General features: G+C 72.3%; 17 protein-coding genes. 8 read left to right on the top strand and 9 right to left on the bottom strand.

Annotated elements, in window-relative coordinates:
* Positions 1-63 precede the first annotated feature (63 nt).
* Complete coding sequence (gene lon / locus ABZX67_RS29440) at positions 64-2,484, bottom strand: endopeptidase La (protein ID WP_355366429.1); 2,421 nt, start codon at positions 2,482-2,484, stop codon at positions 64-66.
* A gap of 158 nt (positions 2,485-2,642) precedes the next feature.
* Between lon and ABZX67_RS29435 the strand changes: the two genes are divergently transcribed.
* Entirely contained in the window at positions 2,643-3,047 is a 405-nt protein-coding gene (locus tag ABZX67_RS29435; protein WP_355366426.1) for a DUF4259 domain-containing protein, read from the top strand.
* Positions 3,048-3,168: 121 nt separating this feature from the next.
* Here the strand turns inward: ABZX67_RS29435 and ABZX67_RS29430 are convergent, their stop codons facing one another.
* Positions 3,169-3,825, bottom strand: coding sequence for a rhomboid-like protein (locus tag ABZX67_RS29430; RefSeq protein WP_355366423.1), 657 nt, complete (start codon positions 3,823-3,825; stop codon positions 3,169-3,171).
* Between the two features lie 388 nt (positions 3,826-4,213).
* On the opposite strand from ABZX67_RS29430, the gene ABZX67_RS29425 reads away from it, so the two are divergent.
* The 5 genes from ABZX67_RS29425 to ABZX67_RS29405 all read left to right on the top strand — a co-directional run bounded on the left by ABZX67_RS29425 (position 4,214) and on the right by ABZX67_RS29405 (position 11,254).
* The gene (locus tag ABZX67_RS29425) at positions 4,214-4,888 is read left to right on the top strand and encodes a spermidine synthase (protein ID WP_355366420.1); all 675 of its coding nucleotides are present in this window, start codon (positions 4,214-4,216) and stop codon (positions 4,886-4,888) included.
* A gap of 97 nt (positions 4,889-4,985) precedes the next feature.
* The gene (locus ABZX67_RS29420; protein WP_355366417.1) at positions 4,986-5,723 is read left to right on the top strand and encodes a response regulator transcription factor; all 738 of its coding nucleotides are present in this window, start codon (positions 4,986-4,988) and stop codon (positions 5,721-5,723) included.
* Positions 5,720-6,850, top strand: a complete 1,131-nt coding sequence (locus ABZX67_RS29415) for an ATP-binding protein (protein WP_355366414.1) — start codon at positions 5,720-5,722, stop codon at positions 6,848-6,850. The genes ABZX67_RS29420 and ABZX67_RS29415 overlap by 4 nt, the downstream gene beginning before the upstream one ends.
* Before the next feature lie 269 nt (positions 6,851-7,119).
* Positions 7,120-10,983: a multifunctional oxoglutarate decarboxylase/oxoglutarate dehydrogenase thiamine pyrophosphate-binding subunit/dihydrolipoyllysine-residue succinyltransferase subunit gene (locus ABZX67_RS29410; RefSeq protein ID WP_355366411.1), complete on the top strand. Its 3,864-nt coding sequence runs from the start codon at positions 7,120-7,122 to the stop codon at positions 10,981-10,983.
* Between the two features lie 85 nt (positions 10,984-11,068).
* Entirely contained in the window at positions 11,069-11,254 is a 186-nt protein-coding gene (locus tag ABZX67_RS29405; protein WP_031076920.1) for a DUF6104 family protein, read from the top strand.
* Here ABZX67_RS29405 and ABZX67_RS29400 read toward each other — a convergent pair.
* Complete coding sequence (locus ABZX67_RS29400) at positions 11,172-12,056, bottom strand: hypothetical protein (RefSeq protein ID WP_355366408.1); 885 nt, start codon at positions 12,054-12,056, stop codon at positions 11,172-11,174. The two genes, ABZX67_RS29405 and ABZX67_RS29400, sit on opposite strands and share 83 nt — an antisense overlap.
* 129 nt (positions 12,057-12,185) lie before the next feature.
* Here ABZX67_RS29400 and ABZX67_RS29395 point away from each other — a divergent pair, with 129 nt between their 5' ends.
* Complete coding sequence (locus ABZX67_RS29395; RefSeq protein WP_355366405.1) at positions 12,186-13,037, top strand: DUF4097 family beta strand repeat-containing protein; 852 nt, start codon at positions 12,186-12,188, stop codon at positions 13,035-13,037.
* A gap of 1 nt (position 13,038) precedes the next feature.
* The gene (locus ABZX67_RS29390) at positions 13,039-13,884 is read left to right on the top strand and encodes a helix-turn-helix transcriptional regulator (protein WP_355366402.1); all 846 of its coding nucleotides are present in this window, start codon (positions 13,039-13,041) and stop codon (positions 13,882-13,884) included.
* 39 nt (positions 13,885-13,923) lie between these two features.
* On the opposite strand, the gene ABZX67_RS29385 is transcribed toward ABZX67_RS29390, so the two are convergent.
* The 6 genes from ABZX67_RS29385 to ABZX67_RS29360 are packed head-to-tail and all read right to left on the bottom strand — an operon-like array spanning position 13,924 to position 19,298.
* Entirely contained in the window at positions 13,924-14,493 is a 570-nt protein-coding gene (locus tag ABZX67_RS29385) for a Clp protease N-terminal domain-containing protein (RefSeq protein WP_355366399.1), read from the bottom strand.
* A complete protein-coding gene (locus ABZX67_RS29380; protein WP_355366396.1) occupies positions 14,493-14,702 on the bottom strand; it encodes a helix-turn-helix domain-containing protein in 210 nt (69 codons plus the stop codon). Before ABZX67_RS29380 ends, ABZX67_RS29385 begins: the two co-directional genes overlap by 1 nt.
* Positions 14,703-14,733: 31 nt before the next feature.
* Complete coding sequence (locus ABZX67_RS29375) at positions 14,734-16,101, bottom strand: cellulase family glycosylhydrolase (RefSeq protein WP_355366393.1); 1,368 nt, start codon at positions 16,099-16,101, stop codon at positions 14,734-14,736.
* 54 nt (positions 16,102-16,155) lie between these two features.
* Positions 16,156-17,121 carry a zinc-binding dehydrogenase gene (locus ABZX67_RS29370; RefSeq protein ID WP_355366390.1) on the bottom strand — a complete coding sequence of 322 codons (966 nt, stop codon included), beginning with the start codon at positions 17,119-17,121 and terminating at the stop codon, positions 16,156-16,158.
* Between the two features lie 54 nt (positions 17,122-17,175).
* Positions 17,176-18,729 carry an alkaline phosphatase D family protein gene (locus ABZX67_RS29365; RefSeq protein ID WP_355366387.1) on the bottom strand — a complete coding sequence of 518 codons (1,554 nt, stop codon included), beginning with the start codon at positions 18,727-18,729 and terminating at the stop codon, positions 17,176-17,178.
* The gene (locus tag ABZX67_RS29360; protein ID WP_355366384.1) at positions 18,726-19,298 is read right to left on the bottom strand and encodes a phosphoesterase; all 573 of its coding nucleotides are present in this window, start codon (positions 19,296-19,298) and stop codon (positions 18,726-18,728) included. The genes ABZX67_RS29365 and ABZX67_RS29360 overlap by 4 nt, the downstream gene beginning before the upstream one ends.
* Positions 19,299-19,782: the final 484 nt, after the last annotated feature.

Genomic DNA, 19,782 nt, shown 5'->3' with positions numbered 1-19,782 from the left:
ACGACGGCCCGCTCGCCGGCGTACGGGCGAGCGGGCCGTCGGTGTGCCGTGGGGCCAGGCCGGTCAGGCCGCCGTCTGGACCGGGAGCTCCGAGGTCGCCGGGGAGAGGGCGAGCTCCAGCACCTGGCGGACGTCCGTCACCGGGTGGACCTCCAGCTTGTCGAGGATCTCGGCCGGGACGTCGTCCAGGTCCGCTTCGTTCCGCTTGGGGATGATCACGGTCGTGATCCCGGCCCGGTGGGCGGCCAGCAGCTTCTGCTTCACGCCGCCGATGGGCAGGACGCGCCCGGTCAGCGAGACCTCGCCCGTCATGGCGACGTCCGTGCGGACCAGGCGGCCGCTCAGCAGGGAGGCGAGCGCCGTCGTCATGGTGATGCCCGCGCTCGGGCCGTCCTTCGGGACCGCGCCCGCCGGGAAGTGGATGTGCACGCCCCGGTCCTTCAGGCCCGTGACCGGCAGTTCGAGTTCGGCGCCGTGCGAGCGCAGGAAGCTCAGCGCGATCTGCGCGGACTCCTTCATCACCTCGCCGAGCTGGCCGGTCAGGGTCAGGCCCGCCGCGCCCGTCTCCGGGTCGGCCAGGGACGCCTCGACGAAGAGCACGTCGCCGCCCGCTCCGGTGACCGCGAGACCGGTCGCCACGCCCGGCACGGCGGTACGGCGCTCGGCCGGGTCCTGGGCGGACTCGGGCACGTGGTGCGGGCGCCCGATGAGCCCGCGCAGATCGTCCTCGCCGACCGTGAAGGGCAGTTCCCGCTCGCCGAGCTCGTGCTGGGCGGCGACCTTGCGCAGCAACCGGGCGATCGACCGCTCCAGGTTCCGCACGCCCGCCTCGCGCGTGTACTCGCCGGCCAGCTTGCGCAGCGCCGGCTCGTCGATGGCGACCTCGCCCGCCTCGATGCCGGCCCGCTCCAGCTGGCGCGGGAGCAGGTGGTCCCGGGCGATGACGATCTTCTCGTCCTCGGTGTAGCCGTCGAGGCGCACGATCTCCATGCGGTCGGCCAGCGCCTCCGGGATGGCCTCCAGGACGTTGGCCGTGGCCAGGAAGACGACGTCGCTCAGGTCGAGTTCGACCTCCAGGTAGTGGTCGCGGAACGTGTGGTTCTGGGCCGGGTCCAGCACCTCCAGCAGCGCCGCCGCCGGGTCGCCTCGGAAGTCGGAGCCCACCTTGTCGATCTCGTCGAGCAGGACCACCGGGTTCATGGACCCGGCCTCCTTGACGGCCCGTACGATCCGGCCGGGCAGCGCGCCCACGTACGTACGCCGGTGACCGCGGATCTCCGCCTCGTCGCGTACGCCGCCGAGGGCGACGCGCACGAACTTCCGGCCCATCGCGTGGGCGACGGACTCGCCGAGCGAGGTCTTGCCGACACCCGGAGGCCCGACCAGTGCCAGGACGGCTCCCCCGCGCCGCCCGCCCACGACACCCATGCCGCGGTCGGCGCGCCGCTTGCGCACCGCGAGGTACTCGGTGATCCGCTCCTTGACGTCCTCCAGGCCCGCGTGCTCGGCGTCGAGGGTCTCCTTGGCGCCCTTGATGTCGTACTGGTCCTCGGTGCGTTCGTTCCACGGCATCTCGAGGACCGTGTCCAGCCAGGTGCGGATCCAGGAGCCCTCGGGCGACTGGTCCGAGGACCGCTCCAGCTTGGCGACCTCCTTCAGCGCCGCCTCGCGCACCTTCTCGGGCAGGTCGGCGGCCTCGACGCGGGTCCGGTAGTCGTCGGCCTCGTCGCCGTCGCCGGATTCGCCGTTGAGCTCGCGCAGCTCCTTGCGTACGGCTTCGAGCTGACGGCGCAGCAGGAACTCGCGCTGCTGCTTGTCGACGCCCTCCTGGACGTCCTTGGCGATGGACTCGGCGACGTCCTGCTCGGCGAGGTGGTCGCGCAGCTGCTCGGTGGCGAGCCTCAGCCGGGCGACCGGGTCCTCGGTCTCCAGCAGCTCCACCTTCTGAGCGGTGGTCAGGAAGGGCGAGTAGCCGGAGTTGTCGGCGAGGGCGGAGACCCCGTCGATCTGCTGGACGCGGTCCACGACCTGCCAGGCGCCGCGCTTCTTCAGCCAGCTGGTGGCGAGGGCCTTGTACTCCTTGACGAGCTCGGCGACCGCGCCGGGCAGCGGGTCCGGGACCTTCTCCTCGACCTGCGCGCCCTCGACCCACAGGGCGGCGCCCGGCCCGGTCGTCCCGGCGCCGATCTTGACCCGGTGCCGGCCGCGGATGAGCGCGCCGGGGTCGCCGTCGGAGAGCCGGCCCACCTGCTCGACCGTGCCCAGGACACCGATACCGGCGTACGTGCCGTCGATGCGGGGCACCAGCAGCACCTTCGGCTTGCCCTTCGCGTCCCCATCGGTCCGGGCCGCCGCCTGAGCGGCCTCGACGGCGGCGCGCACCTCACTGTCAGTGAGGTCCAGGGGCACCACCATCCCCGGCAGGACGACCTCGTCATCGAGCGGCAGCACGGGCAAGGTGAGCGGTGTGGACGACGAAGCCATGATCTCCCCTTCGGCAGTCAAGTTGAGCTGTACCCACTCAATGCTTGCGAGCCGTCAGGTGTTCCCCGGTGCGCGTTCGCTGTCAGCGATCGCGCGGGGCGGCGTTGTCAGAGGCGCCTGTCACCATGCCGGGACACCACCACACGCGGGAGAGGCACATGGGCACCTGGGACACCGGCCCCTTCGACAACGACACCGCCGCCGACTTCGCCGGCGACCTCGACGAGGCGGCGGAGGACGAGCGCGCGGGCCTGCTCCGCGACGCCCTCGCCCGCGCCGCCGGCACCACCGGCTACCTGGAGGCGGACGTCGCCGACACGGCCGTCGCCGCGGCCGCCCTGGTCGCCGCGCAGTGCCGCGGCGGAGAGCCCACCGATCCGGTCTACGGCCCGGAGGAACCCCTCCCCGACCTCACGCCGCTGCGCGGTCTCGCCCTCGACGCCCTGGACCGGGTCGTGTCGGAGCCGTCCGAGCTGCTGGAGCTCTGGGCCGGGGCGGAGGGCGCCCCCTGGCGCACGGGCGTCGAGCGCATACGGCTGAGCCTTGTCAGTGGTGCCGCCTAGCCTCCACCCATGAGCATGATCGGAGATGGAGGGCGCCGGGAGCGGCGGCCACGGCGTCAGTCACACCGCAGGCCAATCTGGGCGGTTTAGCCCATCTGCGCACTCAGAAACGAGCCCCCGGTCACCCCTGCCCCCGCCGCGCCGCCCGCCGCACCAGCGGCCAGCCGCCGACGCCGACCAACAGGGCCAGTGGATGACCCCAGTTGCTGAGGGGATCCTCCAGCGCCAGCAGGTCCTGGAGCAGCATCACGGACACCCAGGCGAGCACGGCGGCCCGCGCCATCGCGTTCAGCAGCCCGGCCAGCGCGCCGACGCTCGCCATCAGGCCGAAGCTGATGCCGTAGTCGAGGCGGTGCAGGGACGTGTGCGGCAGATGGCCCGCCAGGACGGACAGGGCCACCGGGATCTCGGTCGCCAGCGTCGCCACCACGTGCCCCACGAGGAACACCGCGGCGGCCCGCCAGGCCCCGATGCGGCGCTCCAGCGCGGTGAGGACGAAGACGAAGCCGATGGCGTACGGCGAGAAGAGACCGCCCGCGACCCACAGCGCGCTCGCGACCAGGACGAGCAGAGGGGTCCGGGAGAGGTGGGCGACGTCGGTGCTGGAGCCGTGCAGCAGCGCGGAGACGGTGGCGGGGTCGCCGTATTCGGCGAAGAGTGAGGTGGCGACGAGAACGAGGGCGTAGCAGAAGGTGAACGGCGTACCGGTGGGTGTGGGCAGCAGCCGGCCGGCGCCGCGCCACGACCACCGCTCCCCACAGGGGCCGGGCAAGGGCATATCCCGGTGCGAGGCCGCTCGCTGACGGGGAATGCCCTGGAGCAGCTCGCCCCGCGCGAACCCGCCGCCGGGAAGCCCTCCGCTCGGAGCCCCGCGACCGGAAGAACCGCCACCCGGACACCCGGCGCCCGAAACGTCCGCGCTCGCGAGCTCCACGCCGCCGTCGTCCGTCTCGCGCGCCGCCTTGAGCCGGTGCACCGCGGGCCGCCTTTCGCCTCTCCTCGACACCCCCCTGACAACCCCCGCTCACACCTTGCCCCATCAGCCGACGCGATCATCAACCGGCCGCCCATGACGTGAATCACACCGGCGCGCGCCGCCCGCACCAAGTCCCCGCCCGACGGCGGCACTTCCCCGGCCGTTCCTCCGACTCACTAACCTGGAACCCATGGCTGTCACGACCCTCGACCGACGCGAAGGCCCGTACGGCGAAGTGGTGCTGCGCCGACGCGGCGACGACCACTTCGAAATCATCGCCAACGGCACCTTCCTGATGGACACCTCCGACGGCCGCTCGGAGCGGCTGCTCGTCGACGCGGCGCTCGCCGCCCTCGAGGCGCACGGCGCACGCCCGGGTGCCTCCGTCCTCATCGGCGGCCTCGGCGTCGGCTTCTCCCTCGCCCACGCCGCCGCGAACCCCGCCTGGGGCCGCATCGCGGTCGTCGAGCGCGAGCAGGCGATCATCGACTGGCACCGCGAGGGCCCGCTCGCCGCCATCTCGGGGGCCGCGCTCGCCGACCCCCGCACGGTCCTGCTCCACACCGACCTGGTCGAGTACGTCCGCACCTCGCCCGACACGTACGACGCGCTGTGCCTGGACATCGACAACGGGCCGGACTGGACCGTCACCGAGGACAACGACAGCCTGTACGCGCCGGCCGGTCTGGCGGCCTGCGCGGCCCGCCTCAACCCCGGCGGAATCCTGGCCGTCTGGTCCGCGCAGCCGTCCGCCGATTTCGAAGAGTCATTGCGGAATGCCGGATTCAGCGGGGTAAGAACCGAAGAAATCCCGGTTGCCCGGGGCGTACCGGACGTGGTCCACCTCGCCGTTCGCCCTGCGTAGCCGGGAGCCGGTCCGTGCCTTTAGGCTGCTGGCCTGACACACGGATCTACACGCGGTTCGCGACGCATGCGAGGCGTACGCGAACAGGGGCGGGGCGATGGAGCAGACACACACCAGCAACACCGGTACGGCGGTCACGCCGGGTGCCCAGCGCCGAGTGCTGGTCGTCGAGGACGACACCACCATCGTCGAGGCCATCTCCGCGCGGCTGCGGGCCGAGGGCTTCCTGGTGCAGACGGCGACGGACGGCCCGGCGGCCGTGGACGCCGCCGAGGCCTGGCAACCGGACCTGATGGTCCTCGACGTCATGCTGCCGGGCTTCGACGGCCTGGAGGTGTGCCGCCGGGTGCAGGCCCAGCGGCCGGTACCGGTACTGATGCTCACCGCCCGCGACGACGAGACCGACATGCTGGTCGGGCTCGGGGTCGGGGCGGACGACTACATGACCAAGCCGTTCTCGATGCGGGAGCTGGCGGCCCGGGTGCACGTGCTGCTGCGCCGGGTGGAGCGGGCGGCGCTCGCCGCGGTGACGCCGCGCAGCGGCATCCTCCGCCTCGGCGAGCTGGAGATCGACCACGCGCAGCGCCGGGTCCGGGTGAAGGGTGACGACGTGCACCTGACCCCGACCGAGTTCGACCTGCTGGTCTGCCTGGCCAACACGCCGAGGGCGGTGCTCTCGCGCGAGCAGCTGCTCGCCGAGGTGTGGGACTGGGCGGACGCCTCCGGCACCCGGACCGTGGACAGCCACATCAAGGCGCTGCGCCGCAAGATCGGCGCGGAGCGGATCCGTACGGTCCACGGCGTCGGGTACGCGCTGGAGACCCCGGCGCCATGAGCCGGCGGCCAGCGCGGCCCGGCTCGCGGCCCCGGCTCCGCTCGCGGCTCCGCTCGCGGCTGCGGCTCCGGCCGGTCACGATCTCGATCAAGACCAAGCTGGGCACGCTCGTCGTCGTCTCGGTCTTCATCACGACCGGGCTGCTGATGGTGGCCCTGCGCACCGAGACCGAGCTGCGCTTCATCACCGTCTTCTCGGTGATAGCCACACTGCTGATCACCCAGTTCGTGGCGCACGGCCTGACGGCGCCGCTGGACGAGATGAACACGGTCGCGAAGTCGATCTCGCACGGCGACTACACCCGCCGGGTGCGCGGCGCCGACCGCCGGGACGAGCTGGGCGACCTGGCCTCCACGATCAACCGCATGGCGGACGACCTGGAGGCGGTGGACCGGCACCGCAAGGAGCTGGTCGCCAACGTCTCGCACGAGCTGCGCACGCCGATCGCGGCGCTGCGCGCGGTGCTGGAGAACGTCGTGGACGGGGTGTCGGCGGCCGATCCGGAGACCATGCGGACGGCGCTGAAGCAGACGGAGCGGCTGGGCCGGCTGGTCGAGACGCTGCTGGATCTGTCACGGCTCGACAACGGTGTCGTACCGCTCCGGTCGCGGCGCTTCGAGGTGTGGCCGTACCTCTCGGGCGTGCTGAAGGAGGCCAATCTGGCCGCCGCCCAGCGCGCCCTCAGCTCCGGCTCCGGCAACCACACCCGCAAGGACGTGCACCTCCACCTGGACGTCTCGCCGCCGGAGCTGACCGCGCACGCGGACGCGGAGCGGCTGCACCAGGTCGTCGCGAACCTCATCGACAACGCCGTGAAGCACTCCCCGCCGCACGGGCGCGTGACGGTACGGGCCCGGCGCGGTCCGCAGCCGGAGTCGCTCAACCTCGAGGTGCTGGACGAGGGCCCGGGCATCCCGGAGTCGGAGCGGCACAAGGTCTTCGAGCGGTTCAACCGCGGCAGCGCCGCCTCCCCGCACGGTCCGGGCGGCGACGGCGGCACGGGGCTGGGGCTGGCGATCGCCCGCTGGGCGGTCGATCTGCACGGCGGCCGCATCGGAGTGGCCGAATCCGCACGTGGATGCCGGATTCAGGTCACTCTTCCGGGGATCCCCCAGCCACGTAATTGACGTAGGGTTCGAACCGGAAGCACGGGTTCTGCGTGGACGTGTACGGGACCTGTCCGAGGATGCGCGCCACTGCGGGGCGCAGCCGCGATGGCGCCTACCCGCATCCAGCGGAACCACGCTTGTTTCCCGCCATTTCGTGCCCTGAAACACGACGATCAATGTGATGTACGCGACGATGGCATGCCCGGCCTGCACCTCCAGGCCAGGGAGGCGTAGCCTTTATTTCCGCTGTCCATCACCTTGTGAAGCGGAAGAGGGCGGTTGCCGCCGTGTCGTCTCAGTCCCCCAGTAACCCGAGCATCTCGACCGACCAAGACGGCCAGGGGCCTCAGAACCCCGCCGCCGCCTTCGGTGCCAATGAGTGGCTCGTCGACGAGATCTACCAGCAGTACCTCCAGGACCCGAATTCGGTCGACCGCGCCTGGTGGGACTTCTTCGCCGACTACAAGCCGGGTGCCGCCGGCGCGGCGGACAAGCCCGCGGGCGAGGCCGTAGGTACGGAATCCGCAGCAGGTACGGAATCCGCAGCCCCGACCGCCCAGGCCCCGGCCCAGGCCCCGGCCCCCACTCCGGCCCCGGCTCAGGCCCCGGCCACTCCGGCGAAGCCGGCAGCAGCGGCACCCGCACAGGCCGCTGCTCCCGCCCCCGCCGCGAAGGCCCCGGCCCAGGCTCAGGCCCAGGCCGCCGCGCCCGCGAAGCCCGCCGCCAAGGCGGAGGCTCCGAAGGCCGAGGCCCCCAAGGCCCAGGCCCCGAAGGCGGAGACCGCCGGCCCCGAGTACGTGCCGCTGCGCGGCCCGTCCGCCGCCGTCGCGAAGAACATGAACGCCTCGCTGGAGCTGCCGACGGCCACGTCCGTCCGCGCGGTCCCGGTGAAGCTGCTCTTCGACAACCGCATCGTCATCAACAACCACCTGAAGCGCGCCCGCGGCGGGAAGATCTCCTTCACGCACCTCATCGGGTACGCGATGGTCCAGGCCATCAAGGCCATGCCGTCGATGAACCACTCCTTCGGGGAGAAGGACGGCAAGCCGGTCCTGGTGAAGCCGCCGCACATCAACCTCGGCCTCGCCATCGACCTGGTGAAGCCGAACGGCGAGCGCCAGCTGGTCGTCGCGGCCATCAAGAAGGCGGAGACGCTCGGCTTCTTCGAGTTCTGGCAGGCGTACGAGGACATCGTCCGACGCGCCCGGGCCAACAAGCTGACGATGGACGACTTCACGGGCGTCACCGTCTCCCTCACCAACCCCGGCGGCCTCGGCACCGTCCACTCCGTGCCGCGTCTGATGCCCGGTCAGTCGGTCATCATGGGCGTCGGCTCGATGGACTACCCGGCCGAGTTCCAGGGCACCTCGCAGGACACCCTGAACAAGCTGGGCATCTCCAAGGTGATGACCCTCACCTCGACGTACGACCACCGCGTCATCCAGGGTGCCGCCTCCGGTGAGTTCCTGCGGATCGTCGCCAACCTCCTCCTCGGCGAGGACGGCTTCTACGACGACGTCTTCGAGTCGCTGCGCATCCCCTACGAGCCGGTCCGCTGGCTCAAGGACATCGACGCGTCGCACGACGACGACGTCACCAAGGCCGCGCGCGTCTTCGAGCTGATCCACTCCTACCGGGTCCGCGGCCACGTCATGGCCGACACCGACCCGCTGGAGTACCGCCAGCGCAAGCACCCCGACCTGGACATCACCGAGCACGGCCTGACGCTCTGGGACCTGGAGCGGGAGTTCGCGGTCGGCGGCTTCGGCGGCAAGTCCATGATGAAGCTGCGCGACATCCTCGGTGTGCTGCGCGACTCGTACTGCCGCACCACCGGCATCGAGTTCATGCACATCCAGGACCCGAAGCAGCGCAAGTGGATCCAGGACCGCGTCGAGCGCCCGCACTCCAAGCCGGAGCGCGAGGAGCAGCTGCGCATCCTGCGCCGGCTGAACGCCGCGGAGGCGTTCGAGACGTTCCTCCAGACCAAGTACGTCGGCCAGAAGCGGTTCTCGCTGGAGGGCGGCGAGTCCGTCATCCCGCTGCTGGACGCGGTCATCGACTCGGCGGCCGAGTCCCGGCTGGACGAGGTCGTCATCGGCATGGCCCACCGCGGCCGCCTGAACGTCCTGGCGAACATCGTCGGCAAGTCGTACGCGCAGATCTTCCGCGAGTTCGAGGGCAACCTCGACCCGAAGTCGATGCACGGCTCCGGCGACGTGAAGTACCACCTGGGCGCCGAGGGGACCTTCACCGGCCTGGACGGCGAGCAGATCAAGGTCTCGCTGGTCGCCAACCCCTCCCACCTGGAGGCGGTCGACCCGGTCCTGGAGGGTGTCGTCCGCGCCAAGCAGGACGTCATCAACAAGGGCGGCACGGACTTCACCGTCCTGCCGGTCGCCCTCCACGGTGACGCGGCCTTCGCCGGCCAGGGTGTCGTCGCCGAGACGCTGAACATGTCGCAGCTGCGGGGCTACCGCACCGGCGGCACGGTCCACATCGTCATCAACAACCAGGTCGGCTTCACCGCCGCCCCGGAGTCGTCGCGCTCGTCGATGTACGCGACCGACGTGGCCCGCATGATCGAGGCGCCGATCTTCCACGTGAACGGCGACGACCCGGAGGCGTGCGTCCGCGTGGCGCGGCTCGCCTTCGAGTTCCGCCAGGCGTTCAACAAGGACGTCGTGATCGACCTCATCTGCTACCGCCGCCGCGGTCACAACGAGGGCGACAACCCGCAGTTCACCAACCCGCAGATGGTGTCCCTGATCGACAAGAAGCGCTCGGTGCGCAAGCTCTACACCGAGTCGCTGATCGGCCGCGGCGACATCACCCTGGAAGAGGCGGAGCAGGCGCTCCAGGACTTCCAGGGCCAGCTGGAGAAGGTGTTCACCGAGGTCCGCGAGGCCACCGCGCAGCCGGCCCCGGCGCCGGTGCCGGACGCCCAGGCCGAGTTCCCGGTCGCCGTCACCACCGCGGTCTCCCAGGAGATCGTGAAGCGGATCGCCGAGTCTCAGGTCAACATCCCGGACCGGATCACCGTGCACCCGCGTCTGATGCCGCAGCTCCAGCGCCGCGCGGCCTCCGTCGACGACGGCACGATCGACTGGGGCATGGGCGAGACCCTCGCCATCGGCTCGCTGTTGATGGAGGGCGTCCCGGTCCGCCTGGCCGGCCAGGACACCCGCCGCGGCACCTTCGGCCAGCGCCACGCGGTGCTGGTGGACCAGGTGACCGGCGAGGACTACACGCCGCTGCAGTACCTCTCCGAGGACCAGGCCCGCTTCAACGTCTACGACTCGCTGCTCAGCGAGTACGCGGCGATGGGCTTCGAGTACGGCTACTCGCTGGCGCGGCCCGAGTCGCTGGTCATGTGGGAGGCGCAGTTCGGTGACTTCGTCAACGGCGCGCAGACCGTCGTGGACGAGTTCATCTCCTCGGCCGAGCAGAAGTGGGGCCAGACCTCCGGCGTCACCCTGCTGCTGCCGCACGGTTACGAGGGCCAGGGCCCGGACCACTCCTCGGCCCGCCCCGAGCGCTTCCTCCAGATGTGCGCGCAGCACAACATGACGGTCGCCATGCCGACCCTGCCGTCGAACTACTTCCACCTCCTGCGGTGGCAGGTGCACAACCCGCACCACAAGCCGCTGGTCGTCTTCACCCCGAAGTCGATGCTGCGTCTGAAGGCGGCGGCGTCGAAGGCGGAGGAGTTCACCACGGGCGGCTTCCGCCCGGTGATCGGCGACACGTCGGTCGACGCGAACGCGGTCCGCAAGGTCGTCTTCTGCTCCGGCAAGGTCTACTACGACCTGGACGCGGAGCGGAAGAAGCGCGGGGTGACGGACACCGCGATCCTCCGCGTCGAGCGCCTGTACCCGCTGCCGGGTGCCGAACTCCAGGCGGAGATCGCCAAGTACCCGAACGCCGAGAAGTACCTGTGGGCCCAGGAGGAGCCGGCGAACCAGGGTGCCTGGCCGTTCATCGCGCTCAACCTGATCGACCACCTCGACCTGGCGGTCGGCGCCGACCTGCCCCCGGCCGAGCGCCTGCGCCGCATCTCGCGGCCGCACAGCTCGTCCCCGGCGGTCGGCTCGGCCAAGCGCCACCAGGCCGAGCAGGTGCAGCTGGTCAACGAGGTCTTCGAGGCCTGAGCCGTTCTCGTACGAACCGGAGGGCCCGGCCCCGCGAGGTGATCGCGGTGCCGGGCCCTCCGGCGTACTGACTTAACCTGATGGCATGTACTTCACCGACCGTGGCATCGAGGAACTGGAGAAGCGGCGCGGCGAGGAGGAGGTCACCTTCGAGTGGCTCGCCGAGCAGCTGCGGACGTTCGTCGATCTCAACCCTGACTTCGAGGTTCCCGTGGAGCGCCTGGCGACGTGGCTGGCGCGGCTGGACGACGACGAGGACGACGACCTGTAGGCAGCCCATTCGCCAGGCCGAGCAGCGCGCCGTCGGCGATGAGCAGGGCGCCCGCCGCGGCCCAGCCGGGGCTGCGGCGTGACAGGGCCCAGGCGAGCAGGGGCACACCGGCCGCAAGCTGGACGGCGGCGATGAACCTCGCTACCGAGGAACCGCCGCCGGTGCCCGCTACCGCGTCCCCGACGGCGCTGCCGAGGGTGTGCGCCTCGTCCCGTACCGCCTCGCGCAGGCCCGGCCACTCCACCGGGTCGGCGCCCTGCTCCTCGGCGGCGGTACGGAGGCGGGCGGCCGGTTCGCCGGGGGCGAGGCCGGGCGGCAGCGCGAGGTCCAGCCGGGCCAGGACGGCGAGCAGGCCGAGGAGCCGGGCGCGGGCGTCGGCGGCCCGGTCGGGGCGCGTGAGCGGTTCGAGGTCCTGGACGTCCAGGACCGGGTCGAGGCCCAGGCGGGCGGCGAAGGTGTGCATCGCCTCGTCCTCGCCGGCCGGGGTGCCGTCGGCCAGCCAGGTGTACCCGACGGGACGGCGGAAGCCGGACGCCAGGGTGTAGCCGGCCCGGTCCGGGTCCCACCAGAGCGCGAGCACCGGCCAGGGTGCCGCGACCCCCAGCGCCGATGCCCAGCCCGCGGCGACCCGCTCGACCGGTTCACCTTCGTCCAGCCAGGGCCTGCCCTCGGGGACGAGCACGCTCCAGCCCTGCCCGGCGGCGGTGAGGAGCAGGCGTTCGCGCAGGAGCTGCGCCGGTGCCCGTACGACCGCCGGCTCGGCCCGGCAGAGCAGCAGGGCGCCCGTCGATGTCGCGTCCATGCCCCATACGCTAGGCCAATTCGTCCGGGTTCGTACCGATCGACCGGCCGCTTGACTTACCACCACCGCGATATATCGTGTCTTTCAACTGTAGACGCGATATGTTGCGTCATGGCCCCAGGGAGGCCCATGCCCGAGTGGTCCGTCACCGAGCCGCGCACCTTCGCCCTCGACGACCCCGTGACCTCGCTGAAGGTGCGTGTCGTCCACGGGACGGTCAACGTCGTGGGCGTCGACGAGGGTCCGGCGCGGCTGGAGATCTCCGAGGTCGTGGGCCCGCCCCTGATCGTCACCCAGCGCGGCTCCACGCTCACCGTGTCGTACGAGGACCTGCCCTGGAAGGGCTTCCTCAAGTGGTTCGACCGCAAGGGCCGCGACCGCAGCGCCGTCGTCTCGCTCGCCGTACCGGCGGGCGCCTCCGTGGAGGTCGGCGTCGTGGGCGCCGAGGCGGTGGTCTCCGGCATCCGGGGACGTACGGAGGTACGCGGCGTCACCGGCGACACCACGCTGGTCGGGCTTTCGGGCCCGGTCCGCGCCGAGACCGTCTCCGGGAACGTGGAGGCGCAGTCGGTCGCCGGCGAACTGCGGTACAGCTCGGTCTCCGGCGACCTGACGGTCGTCGACGGCACGGGCACGTCCGTACGCGCCGACTCGGTCACCGGCGACATGGTCATCGACCTCGACCCCGCCGACCGGGGCACCGACATCCGGCTCACCACCGTCTCCGGTGAGATCGCGATCCGCCTGCCGCACCCCACGGACGCACGGGTGGAGGCGAACACCACGAGCGGCGCGGTCTCCAGCGCCTTCGACGACCTGCGGGTGGACGGCCAGTGGGGCTCCAAGAGCATCAAGGGCACGCTCGGCGCGGGCACGGGCACCCTCAAGGCGACCACGGTCTCCGGCTCCATCGCCCTGCTGCGCCGCCCCGAGTCGGAGCCCGAGTCCGCGTCCGAGCCCGCGTCCGGAAAGGTGCTGTGACATGCCGCCCGTCTTCGCCCACGGCCGCCTGCGGCTCTACCTGCTGAAGCTCCTCGACGAGTCGCCCCGCCACGGCTACGAGGTGATCCGGCTGCTGGAGGAGCGCTTCCACGGCCTGTACGCCCCGTCGGCCGGCACGGTCTACCCCCGGCTCGCCAAGCTGGAGGCCGAGGGCCTGGTCACGCACACCACCGAGGGCGGCCGCAAGGTGTACTCCCTCACCGACGCCGGCCGCGCGGAGCTGGCCGGCCGCAGCGGCGAACTGGCCGACCTGGAACAGGAGATCCGCGCGTCCGTCTCCGAACTGGCCGCCGAGATCCGCGACGACGTGCGCGGCGCGGCGGGCAAGCTGCGCAGCGAGATGCGCGCGGCGGCCAGCGAGACGCGCAAGGACTCGTGGCAGGAGCAGGCCCGCCGGGCGAAGGAGGAGTCCCGCCGGGCCCGCGAGGAGGCGAAGTGGGCGCACCTCCAGGCGAAGGAGGCCCAGGACAAGGCCCGCCGGGAGATGCAGCGCCTCGCGAAGCAGGTCCAGGACCACATGGCGAAGGGCGAGTGGCCCTCGGCCCTCTCCGACCTGACGGGCAGCCTGAGCGGCCTGGGCGGCCTCTTCGGCGGTACGGCGACTACGGCCCAGGAGGGGGCCGAGGCCCCCGCCTGGCAGGACGTGACGACCACGGGCGACCCCGCCCGCGACTTGGAGCGCCTGCTGGACCGCTTCCGCGACGACATCCGCGACGCGGCCCGCGACCACGGCGTCACCCCGGCCCAGCTGGCCGCGTCCCGCCGCCACCTCTCGACGGCGGCCGCCCACATCGTGGCCCTGCTACGCGGCGCTCCGCGCGACTGACGCGCGGGGGGGGCGGCGCCCTGGATGCCCTCGGTGCCGTCAGCCCGCCTTCGCCGCGCCCCCGCCACCGCCCAGCGCCCGCTCCACCCCCGCGTACGTCACTCCGTGATCCGCCAGCACATCCGCCACCACGCCCGGACGGGCCGTCAGGGCCAGCAGCAGGTGCTCGTCCCCGATGTACCGGTCGCGGCGGCCCAGCGCGACGCGGAGGGACCGCTCCAGCACGTCCTTCGCGGGACGGCTGAAGGACGGGCGGGAGCCCGACCACCACCGCTTCGAGCCGTGGTCGCCCGCCAGGACGCCCTCGCCGTGCACCGCCTCGACCCGCGAGACGATCGCGGTCACGTCGACGCCGATGCCCGCCAGCGCCTCCGCGTCCGCCTTGGTCAGGCCGCCGCGCCGCCGGGCCTCCGCCAGGCCGGCCTCGACGGAGGCGCGCCGCCCGGTGGCGCCGAGGGCGGCGAAGGCGGCGGCGGACGGCGTGCCTTCCAGGTCCAGCAGGGCCAGCAGGAGGTGCTCCTCCGTCACGGAGTCCGCGCCGGCCCCCTCCGCGAGGGCGACGGCGCCGGTGACCACGGACCGGGCGCTCTTCGTGAACCGCTCGAACATCAATGCCTCCCGTACTTCTTGTGTACGGCCTGCCGACTGACGCCCAGCTCGGCCGCGATCTCCTGCCACGACCAGCCCCGGGCCCGGGCGCTGCGGACCTGTACGGCTTCCAGTTGCTCCAGCAGCCGCCGCAGCGCGGCGACCGCGCGCAGCCCGACCCTGGGGTCGCTGTCGCCCGCGCGGGCGGCGAGATCGGTTGCTTCCGTCATGGCGTCAACTTACGTTGACATCCGGCATGCGTCAACCTTGATTGACAGACACCGTGACCGTCGCCCCCGGCACCGCCCGCACCACCACCCGCCCCGCCTCACCCGGCGCCACCACCGCCGTACGCGGCCACGCCCGCCCGGCGACCTCCACGCGCCAGCCGCGCGCGCCCGGCGGGAGCGACAGTTCCGTCGCGCCGCCGCGCCCCGCCACGTACACCAGGCGCTCGGGGGACGCGGAGAGGACGCGGCCCGCGACCGCCTCGGCGTACGGCGCCGCCGTCTGCTCCTTGTTCACCCGCCAGGCACCCGAGGAGTCGACGGCGCAGTAGCCGCCGCCGTAACACCACACATAGCCCGCCCACCCCGAGCTGTAGCGGTTGAGGGAGGTGAGCGCCTCGCGGTAGAAGCGGCCCATGTTGGGGAGGGAGTTGTTCAGCGGGCCCCACTCCCCCACCACCACCGGCACCCGGTGCTCCTTCGGGTACGCCGTCACCGCCGCCTCGTACGCCTCGATCCAGCCGGCCGCCGGGTCGTAGTCGGCGCCCGCCTCCATCGCGGTGTTGTAGAAGTGCGGCGCGTACACCACCTTCGAGTCCTTGACCTTCCCCAGGCCCGTGGGCACGCCCTCCCCCACGATCGGGGTCGGCTCGACGAAGACCCAGGTGTCGTCGTCGACGGCCCGGACCGCGTCGGCGAGGCGGTTGTACATCGGGGTGATCTGCTCACGCTCGATGCGGCGCGCCGCGGTCGCGAGGTCCTCGCCCTCGCGCAGCTCGCCCATGGGCTCGTTGATGAGGTCGTAGCCGAGGACCGCCGGGTGGTGCTCGAAGCGGTCGGCGAGCACCCGCCACATGTCCGCCTGGGCGCGCCGCAGGTCCTCGTCCTCGTACAGGTGCGTGAAGGCCCGCTGGACGGCGGGCTCGAAGTACTCGGCGAACCAGTCGTCCGGGTGCGGGGTGAAGGGCAGCCCGTCGGTGCGCGTGGCCCACTCGGGGATGCCGCGGTGGCCGAAGGCCGGACCGAAGACGTCCTGGTGGGCGTCGATGACGACGTGGATGTCGTACGTGTGCGCCCAGTCGAGGATCCGCTCGATCTTGCGCAGGTACGCCTCGCTGTACCGGCCGGGCCGGGGCTCCAGGTCGTCCCAGAACACCAGTAGGCGGGCGAAGTTGAAGCCCCGCGCGCGCAGGTCGCGGAAGTGCTTCTCGGTGATGGCGGACAGGGCGGCGTCGCCGCGGTGCGTCTTGTCCTCGACGTTCCAGCCGCGCAGGGTCAGGACGCGGCCCCGGTCGTCGGTGAGCCGGGGTATGTCACCGGTTTCCGCCCGCGCGGCCGGGGCGACCGGGGGCACGACGGCGAGCAGGGCGGCGGCGGAGAGGGCGAGGGCGAGAGCGCGCATGAGGGACCTCCGGCATCGGGTGCCGGAGATCCCATCAGCGCGGCTGACGCTCCATCAAGAGGTGGTGAGGACAATCTTTCCAAACAGGTCCCCGGCGGCCATCTTCTCGAAGCCCTCCCGCGCCCGGTCCAGCGGCAGCACCTCGTCGATGACCGGCCGTACGCCCGTCGCCGCGCAGAAGGAGAGCAGGTCCTCCAGCTCGTCCTTGGTGCCCATGGTCGAGCCCACGACCTTCAGCTCCAGGAAGAAGATGCGGGTCAGCTCGGCGTGCGAGGGCCGGTCGCCGCTCGTCGCGCCCGAGATCACCAGCGTGCCGCCGGGCCGCAGCGACTTCACCGAGTGCGACCAGGTCGCCGCGCCGACGGTCTCGATGACGGCGTCCACCCGCCGCGGCAGCCGCGCGCCGGGCTCGTACGCCTCGACCGCGCCCAGCTCCAGCGCCCGCTTGCGCTTGGCCTCGTCGCGGCTGGTGGCGAAGACCCGCAGGCCGGCCGCCTTGCCGAGCACGATCGCGGCCGTGGCGACGCCGCCGCCCGCGCCCTGCACGAGGACCGAGTCGCCGGGCCGCACACCGGCGTTGGTGAACAGCATCCGGTACGCCGTCAGCCACGCGGTCGGCAGGCAGGCGGCCTCCTCGAACGACAGCTCCTTCGGCTTCGGCAGGACGTTCCACGCGGGGACGGTGACGCGCTCGGCGAAGGTGCCCTGGTAGCGCTCGGTCAGGATGGAGCGGGGCTCGTCCGGTCCGACGCCGTGCCCGCTCTGGCCGATGACGGAGTGGAGGACCACCTCCCGGCCCTGCTCGTCGATTCCTGCGGCGTCGCAGCCGAGGATCATCGGCAGCTTGTCCTCGGCGAGCCCCACCCCGCGCAGCGACCACAGGTCGTGGTGGTTGAGGGAGGCGGCCTTGACGGTGACGGTGGTCCAGCCGGGGCGGACCTCGGGCTCCGGGCGTTCGCCCAGCTCAAGGCCGTTCAGGGGCTGGTCGCGGTCGATTCGGGCGGCGTAGGCAGCGAACATGACCCGAGGTTAGGGCGGCACCGGTGCGCGGCGGAACCGCGCACCGGTGTGATGTCAGTCCCTGCGGTACTGGGCCGGGCTGTTCTTCGTCGCCGGGTCCTCGTACGAGCCGGTGCGGCCCCGGTCCACGTGGAAGGTGGTGAGCGTGGTGACCGGCGAGACGGGGTCGCGACGGTCGGCGATCACCCGCATATGGACGGAGAAACGTTCCGGCGTGACCTCGTACACGTCATAGCCGTACCGGTTGCCCTCGAAGTACTTCAGGTGCGGGTTGGCCTTGCCCATCAGGGGGCCGTTGGTCGCGTTCCAGTCGGCGGAGTACGCGCCCGATGTCACGGAGTGGGCGGTGAACTCCGTGCCGACGAGCGGCGAGCCGGTGTCGTCGAAGTCGGTGCGGATGTCGTCGACGAACGCCGAGTGCCAGTCGCCGGTGATGACGACGAGGTCTTCGAGGCCGCTGGTGTGGACGTGGTTCAGGACCTCCTTCCGCTCCGCCAGGAAGCCGTCCCACTGGTCCGTGAACATGTACGAGCCGCCCGGCCGGCCCCGCAGCTGGCTGAGCATGATGGAGTTCGCCCACACGTGCCACGCGTCGGGCGCGCGGTCGATGTTCCCCTTGAGCCACGCCTTCTGGGCGCCGCCCAGGATGGTGCCGTCGGGGAGGTTCTGCGCCGAGCGGTACGAGCGGAGGTCCAGGACCGTCAGCTCCAGCAGGTCGCCCCAGCGACGGTTGCGGTGGATCACCGGGTCCGGCAGCGCGGACTCCCCGCCGTCCCGGTGCGGCATGTTCTCGTACCAGGCCTGGTACGCCGCCGCCCGCCGCTGGAGGAAGGGCGCGCCCCCGCCCGTACCGCTGTAGTCGTTGGCGACCTCGTGGTCGTCCCAGGTGAGGAACCACGGGTGGGCGGCGTGCGCCTCGCGCAGGGACGCGTCCCCCTTGTAGAGGGCGTGGCGGCGCCGGTAGTCGGCGAGCGTGAACACCGCGGGGCCCTCGTGATCCCGTACGTGGTCGCCGCCCACCGGCCCGTGCTCGTAGATGTAGTCGCCGAGGTGGACGACGAAGTCGACGTTCTCGCGGGCGATGCCCCGGTGAGCGGCGTAGAACCCGTCGTGGAACGCCTGGCAGTTGGCGGCGGCGAACCGTACGCGCGCGACGGCGCCGACCGGCGCGGTCTTCGTCCGGCCGACGCGGCTCGTCACGCCCAGCGCCTTGAAGGCGTACCAGTAGTGGCGGCCCGCGCTCAGCCCCTGCACCGGTACGTGGACGCTGTGGCCGAGCGTCGCCGAGGCGGGCGCGGTGCCGCGGGCCACGACCCGGCTCATGGCCTGGTCCTCCGCCACCGCCCACTCGACCTCGACGATCTCGGGCAGCAGCTGCTCGGCCGCGAGCGGCTCCGGCGCGAGGCGCGTCCACAGCACGACGCTCGACGGCTGCGGGTCGCCGGAGGCCACGCCGAGGGTGAAGGGCGCCGGGTCGTAGTCCGCGCCGAGCGCCTCGGCGGCCTCGCGGGCCTGCGCGGGCGAGAGGCCGGCGCTGAGCGGCCAGACCACGTTGAGCGCGCCGGCGGCGCCGGCGGCCTTGAGCAGCGTGCGTCGGTCGAGCGTCACTTCTGTACCCCCGTGAGCGTGAGCGTGATCCCGTCGGCGTAACCGTCGTTGGAGGTCCCGCCCCCGGTACGGGTCAGGACGAGCAGCACCCGCGCGGTCCTGGCACCGGGCGGCACGGCCGCGGCCGCCCTGCGCTCCACGAGCCCGGTCCGCCCCTTGCGCTCGGCGGCCGTCACCGGCCCGAGCACGCTGAGCGCGACGGGCGTCCCCTTGGCGTCCCGGAACTCCACGGACAGCCGCGCGCCGTCCTCCTGCGACGCGTACCCGCCGAGCCAGGCGCCGACGGCGTACCGCACCTGCCCCGCGTCGACGGCCGCGTGGCCGGTCGCGCCGGTCGCGGGCAGCGGGATGTCCTGCACCAGTGCGGTGCGGGGCGCGTTGCCGCCGGAGAAGAACCGGCTCCCGCGCTGCGCGGGGCCCGGGTCCGAGGCGGTGGGGTAGCCGCTGCCGTAGCTGTACGCGACGAGGGCGGGCGCGCCCTGCAGGACCCGCCAGCCGGTCACGGCCCCGACGGGTTCGGCGGTCCCTCCGGGCCCGCTCTCGGCGTCACCGTTGACGACCAGGTTCACTCGCGCCTCCTGTGGGGTGATGTGGGCATGGCGGGCGCATCACAGCAGCCGCACATGAACCGACGGAAGCCCGCGGACGAACTTCGCGAGCCCGGTCCAAGGACGGCACCGGAAAGTCCAAGACCGGTGCCGTGCGGGCGCCCGCGTGGTACGGCTGCCACCGGTGGGTGGCGGTGCGGGGGCCCCTCCGGGCTCGACTCCTCGGCATTGGCGGCCTGGGCACCCACGTACGCAGAACGGTCTCGGCGCCTCCCCCGTAGCCCTTCGGGCACGGGAGGTACCCCCATCCGCTGCGGGGACGACCCTGCACGGCCCCACCCCGAGGCCGTCCCCCGACTGCGGGGCGGTGCCCACCGGGGATGCGCGCACCGGCGGCGGGGACGACCACTCACGTGAGGGGGACGGGGGTGGAGCGTGGGGGGTGGTCGGACGTAAAACGACTGAACTCGCGCGAAGCGCGGTGAACGAGAGTCCAGATCGGAAG

The organism is Streptomyces sp. NPDC003036, assembly GCF_040611175.1.
Taxonomy (GTDB): domain Bacteria; phylum Actinomycetota; class Actinomycetes; order Streptomycetales; family Streptomycetaceae; genus Streptomyces.
This window is presented reverse-complemented; position numbering and strand designations above follow the sequence as displayed.